The following is a 1,734-nucleotide window of genomic DNA, read 5'->3' as shown; positions in this document are numbered from 1 at the left end:
TTGACATACTCACCGACCTAAAGGTGCGGTGATTCTTGACGCTTCACCGGACTGTGCTGGCGAACCAGTCTTACCTGTCCTCTGCGCCCGTTTAAGGTCGTGCCGATGCCCCATGCCGACCATTTTTATATTTTGGGATGCGTTCTCATCTCTGTCGTGTTCAGTATTGCAGTTTAAGCACAACACTGAGCGCACAGATAAATCAATCTTACCCCACCTATACCCACAACAAGAACAAGTTTGGCTAGTAGGTTCCCATCTACTAATTACCCTGAAATCCCGATTAAGTTTTTCAGATTTACTCTCACAAAATACCCGAAACTCTCTCCATCCCTGCAAGCTAATTATTCTTGCTAACTTACGATTCTTGACCATTCCTGACACATTCAAATCTTCCAAAACAATAGCTTGGTTTTCACTAACTACTTTGGTTGAAAGTTTGTGAAGGAAGTCTTTTCGGGTATCCGCAATTTTGTTGTGTTGCTTGGAGATTCTTAAGCGGGTTCGTTCACGACGCTTAGACCCCTTCTGTTGTCTTGCTATCTTGCGTTGCAGTTTGCGAATTTTGCGGTCTTTCTTTGAGTAATCGGGACTGATTGCTTTTTCTCCATTACTCATAACCGCAAAAGTTTTGATTCCTAAATCAATACCAATGCTTTGGTTTTTAGCTTCAGATTGAATAGGCTCTACTTCTACGACAAAGCTAAGAAAATAACGATTAGCACAGTCTTTAATGACTGTTACACTACTTGGTGCAGATGGTAATTGTCTTGACTTTAGAGGCTTGACGTTGCCAATTTTAGCTAGGTAGACTTCATCTCCTTTAATCGAAAAACCACCAATTCTAAATCTGGCTGATTGTTTACTTGTCTTCTTCTTAAACTTGGGTGTGCCTACTTTTTTGCCTTTGCGTTTACCCTTGAGTGAATCAAAAAAGTTTTTGTAAGCAACTCCTAAATCAGCAACAGATTGTTGTAAAGGGATATTAGAAACATCAGATAACCATGAACGCTCATCAGTCTTTTTAGCTTGCGTAATCACCAGCTTTTGCAAGTCGTTGTTACTAGGAAGCTTTTCGGACTGTTTGCAAACAGCCAGAGCATCATTCCAGACTACGCGAACGCAACCAAACAACTGCGCTAACAGTTGCTTTTGTTGGTCTGTCGGGTAGAACCGGAATTGATATCTGGATTTCATCGATAATGTATAATTGGTCTGTAGAAGTATTATACATTGGTGAGCAGCGCGTTGGGCGGGTTCCCCGACTTGTAGCGACTGCTCACCCGAAGGGTCTACAAGAAGTGACAAGCCAGTTTCGCAGGGAAAGACACTCTGTTACGGACTTAAAAATTCATTTGGTCTGTGTTACCAAGTATCGTAAGTTTGTATTCACAAAGGAAAGTATTGAACTAATTGAAAAAACGTTTAGAGAGGTAGCTAATAAAATGGATTTTCAAGTAATTGAATTTAACGGTGAAGACAACCATGTTCACGCGCTTATTGAATATCCCCCCAAGTTATCCATCTCTCAAATTGTTAATGCTTTAAAAGGTGTCTCTAGTCGCAGGTATGGACAAGCCGGATACAAGAAACCCCACAAAGAAGCCTTGTGGAGTCCCAGTTATTTCGCTGTGTCCGTAGGAGGTGCGCCATTAGAGATCCTAAAAGAGTACATCAGAAATCAAGAAAAGCCGTCGTAGAACGACGGGGCTTGTATCCCATTCTTTTGGTCAA

2 protein-coding genes are annotated in these 1,734 nt (G+C 41.6%); one reads left to right on the top strand and one right to left on the bottom strand.

Annotation, left to right across the window (positions count from 1 at the left end; translation table 11 throughout):
• Nucleotides 1–9: 9 nt before the first annotated feature.
• Entirely contained in the window at nucleotides 10–1,197 is a 1,188-nt protein-coding gene (locus ACM5QX_RS29465) for an RNA-guided endonuclease InsQ/TnpB family protein (protein WP_414756744.1), read from the bottom strand.
• Between the two features lie 5 nt (nucleotides 1,198–1,202).
• Between ACM5QX_RS29465 and tnpA the strand changes: the two genes are divergently transcribed.
• Nucleotides 1,203–1,700 (top strand): IS200/IS605 family transposase, encoded by a 498-nt coding sequence (gene tnpA, locus ACM5QX_RS29460; RefSeq protein ID WP_414756743.1) that lies wholly within the window; start codon nucleotides 1,203–1,205, stop codon nucleotides 1,698–1,700.
• The last annotated feature ends 34 nt before the right edge of the window (nucleotides 1,701–1,734 follow it).

The organism is Anabaena sp. CCY 9910 (assembly GCF_963920875.1).
Classification (GTDB): Bacteria; Cyanobacteriota; Cyanobacteriia; order Cyanobacteriales; family Nostocaceae; genus Trichormus; species Trichormus variabilis.
This window is presented reverse-complemented; position numbering and strand designations above follow the sequence as displayed.

What these genes read in the sequence shown, in the direction of transcription:
- tnpA (WP_414756743.1), top strand. Translation starts at nt 1,203, where the DNA reads ATGTATAATTGGTCTGTAGAAGTATTATACATTGGTGAGCAGCGCGTT.
- ACM5QX_RS29465 (WP_414756744.1), bottom strand. Translation starts at nt 1,197, where the DNA reads ATGAAATCCAGATATCAATTCCGGTTCTACCCGACAGACCAACAAAAG.